General features: G+C 46.8%; 3 protein-coding genes. All 3 read left to right on the top strand.

Features of this window, described 5'->3' with window-relative positions:
* The first annotated feature begins 83 nt into the window (after nucleotides 1–83).
* Nucleotides 84–728 carry an ABC transporter ATP-binding protein gene (locus tag CHK_RS03105; RefSeq protein WP_046442587.1) on the top strand — a complete coding sequence of 215 codons (645 nt, stop codon included), beginning with the start codon at nucleotides 84–86 and terminating at the stop codon, nucleotides 726–728.
* 139 nt (nucleotides 729–867) lie between these two features.
* Nucleotides 868–1,563, top strand: a complete 696-nt coding sequence (locus CHK_RS03100; protein ID WP_046442586.1) for an ABC transporter ATP-binding protein — start codon at nucleotides 868–870, stop codon at nucleotides 1,561–1,563.
* A 108-nt stretch (nucleotides 1,564–1,671) separates the two neighbouring features.
* The coding region (locus CHK_RS03095; protein WP_046442585.1) for a COG1361 S-layer family protein at nucleotides 1,672–3,089 on the top strand (1,418 nt) is incomplete at its 3' end.

The following is a 3,089-nucleotide window of genomic DNA, read 5'->3' as shown; positions in this document are numbered from 1 at the left end:
TTTGGAATAGCAATCATTATATTATTCTGGACGGCTCTACGAGGAATGAAGAAATATAACTTTAATTTTACAGGGAGCGGCGTATGAAAGACATATCGATCAGCGTACAGCACGTATATAAAGATTTCAATGGCGAAGAAGTCCTACGGGATGTGCACCATGATTTTGAGTCGGGAAAAATCCATGGGATCGTTGGCAACAACGGCTCGGGTAAGACCGTACTGTTTAAATGTATCTGCGGGTTTCTGTTCCCGTCGAAAGGGAAAATATTGGTAGATTATGAACAGGTGGGACAAGATATGGACTTCCCGGAGGATATGGGAATCATCATCGAGACGCCGGGCTTTTTGCCTACGCTTACAGGAATGAAGAACTTGCAGCTTTTGGCGTCTCTCAAACGCAAGATCGGGGATCGGGAAATCCGCGAAACGATCAAAAAGGCGGGGCTTGATCCCGACCTCAAAAAGCACGTTGCAAAATATTCCCTCGGAATGCGGCAGCGTCTTGGCATTGCGCAGGCGATCATGGAGGATCCTTCCCTGCTCGTTTTGGACGAGCCGTTCAATGGTCTTGACAAGCAGGGTGTGAAGGATATGCGCGGACTGATTAAGGGATTAAGAAATAAGGGGAAAACAATCCTGCTGGCGAGCCATAATGCAGCAGACATCGAGGAATTGTGCGATACGGTGTGCGAAATGGACGCGGGAATTCTTACGGCAGTACGGTGAAATGGGGCCCCCGGCACGCTTGAACAAGCGAAGCGAAGTGAGCGTGCCGGGGTAAGAGGAGGAGCAAGGAAGCGGGCCTCGTTTACCGCAGGGCGGAAAACGAGGCAAAGCGAACTTTGCGACGACGAGGTGCGGTAGTATGGCGGAACCAATCATAAGCGTAAGAAATCTAGTAAAGATATATAAAACAAAAAAGGTGCGTTTCAAAGCTCTGAACAGCATTGATCTGGATATTTCTCCCGGAGAATTTGTGGCGGTAGTTGGCACATCGGGCAGTGGAAAATCGACCTTGTTGAACCTCATCGCGGGGCTGGAAAAACCAACGGCAGGGAAAGTATTCGTCAGGGATAAACCAATCCATAAGATGAAGGAGGATGATTTGGTGGAGTTCCGGCTGAACCATGTGGGCTTCATCTTCCAGAGTTTTAACCTGATGGATACGCTGACTACGCTCGAGAACACGGCATTTCCATTAATGCTTCGCGGAATACTGCCCCAAAAGAGGGACAAAGAGGCGAAGGAGCTGCTTTCACGGCTTGGGCTTTCGGGGCATCTTGCACACGATCCTGATGAGCTTTCAGGAGGGCAGCAGCAAAGAGTATCCATTGCGCGGGCAATCATCACGGACCCGGAAATATTGTTCGCGGATGAACCAACGGGGAACCTTGACAGCGAGACGGCAGAGCAGATTATGGGAATCCTACAGGATATTGTGAAAGAGAATGGGACCACACTTTTGATGGTCACGCACGATATGGAAAAAGCGCGGTATGCGGACCGGATCGTGCATATTTCGGACGGGGAGATTGTCGGAATTGAAGAGAAAAACAAATAAGGATCTCATTATATTGGGAATCGTTCTCGGTGCGATGGTGGCATATGTCATTGCTACAGTAGCCAATACGATCTTATTGAAATCGGCCTGAAAGTGAGGAAACAGAAAATGAAAAAGATATTGAGCGGATTGCTTGCGGTCATCATTATATTGAATGTAATGGGAATTGCATTTGCCGCAGGTGAAAGCCAGACATCAGTGGTACAGGAAAAAAGCACAGACAATACAGTCCTTGTGATTGATAACAGCAACCTGTATCAGGGTATGGATAAACCATACAGTAGCGGATATATGCCAACCGTGGCAAACGGAGCAGTATCGATCATTCTGCCCCTTATTTCTTCGCAGGAATTACAGGGGAACAGTGTCAATATGACGGTTAATTTAGGAGACGCCGCAACGTCCCCGTTTGTATTCAAGAACTATGATAAGACAATCAAGCTGGCCGAACATAATGTCAATAATGGCAAAGAAAAGGTATCGGCTTACCTGATCGACCTTTCTCTCCCATTGACGGATGGACGCGTGAACGGGCGCTATCCGGTCACTATAAATTTACAGGGACAAACAACTGGCGGCGTCCAATTCACTCAGTCATTTATTCTGTATGTAACGATAACGGATGGTATTGATCCCAATGCCACGCCCGAACCAGAACCAACACACGAACCTGTTAAAGAGGAAGCGCCCGCCCCACAACCCAAAGCAATAGTCTCGAGTTATTCTGTAAATCCCTTCCCTGTTCTCGCGGGGCAGGAATTTGCCTTTTCCGTCACATTACAAAATACCAACGATAGTCAGTCAATGCGTAATGTTAAAATGACAATTAACGGTGAAACAGCAGACGTGATTCCTATGGGCGAAACCAATTCTTTTTATTACAAAAAGATTGGAACAAAGGATACTGTAACCATTGATACTAAAATGATGGTGCAGCAGACAGCGGAGCCAAAGCCGCAAAAAATTACAATTCATGTTGAATATGAAGGAGATAAAGCAACCGCTTTTACGTCGGATGAATCTATTGTAATTCAAGTCAAACAACCCATGCGTATCGAGTACGATGAGCCGGAAATACCCAAAGAAGTAAATGCGGGTGATACGATATCTCTTTCCATGAATGTAATGAATATGGGGAAAGGGACGGTATATAACGTTCGTGCGGAATTGGAAGCCCCCGGCCTTGTGCCTGAAGGCAGCGCATTTCTTGGTAATTTAGAGAGCGGGGCATCGAAGAAAAGCGATTTGTATGTATTTGTCGGAACGCTCGACACGGGAGAAAGCAACGATTCAGACGCGAAATATGGCCCGACAAGCGGGAAAATAATCCTTTCTTATGAAGATGAGTTTGGCGAGGTATCTTCGCAGGAATTTGAGTTTAGTACCAATATTAATCCGCCGATAATCAACGCGCCACAGGAGGAAGAGGAAGAAAAGCCGGAGACGCAAAGCCAGTGGTGGATTTCGGTGATTATTCTTGGTGCGGTCATCGGTGCAATCTTCGGTATCCGGTATGCCTTGAAACG

Source organism: Christensenella hongkongensis (assembly GCF_000981035.1).
Lineage (GTDB): Bacteria > Bacillota > Clostridia > Christensenellales > Christensenellaceae > Christensenella > Christensenella hongkongensis.
The sequence above is the reverse complement of the archived record's forward strand: the minus strand, read 5'-3'. Positions and strand labels throughout refer to the sequence as shown.